A 334-nucleotide genomic window follows, 5' to 3' on the forward strand; every position below is an offset into this window, starting at 1 on the left:
GGGCGAAGGGGATGCCGGTGAACACCAGCAGGCCGTCCTTGACGTTGTTGAACATGGCGAAGAGCAAGGTGAACACCAGCAGCAGCGCCACCGGCACCACTACCTGCAAGCGCTTGGCGGCGGACTGCAACTGTTCGAACTGGCCGCCCCAGGTGGTCCAGTAGCCGGCCGGGATCTTCACCCCGTCCTGCAGCTTCTGTTGCGCTTCCAGCACGAACGAGCCGATGTCGCGGCCGCGCACGTTGGCGCTGACCACGATGCGCCGCTTGCCGTTCTCCCGGCTGATCTGGTTCGGTCCCGGCGAGAGGTCGAGGCGCGCCACGTCCGACAGCGG

At 66.8% G+C, this 334-nt stretch carries 1 protein-coding gene; it reads right to left on the reverse strand.

Annotated features, from left to right (window positions below; all coding sequences use genetic code 11):
* The coding region (locus ACLJNW_RS23915; protein WP_410961182.1) for an efflux RND transporter permease subunit at positions 1–334 on the reverse strand (334 nt) is incomplete at both ends.

Source organism: Salmonella sp. SAL4457, from assembly GCF_046548235.1.
Taxonomy (GTDB): Bacteria; Pseudomonadota; Gammaproteobacteria; order Enterobacterales; family Enterobacteriaceae; genus Salmonella; species Salmonella enterica.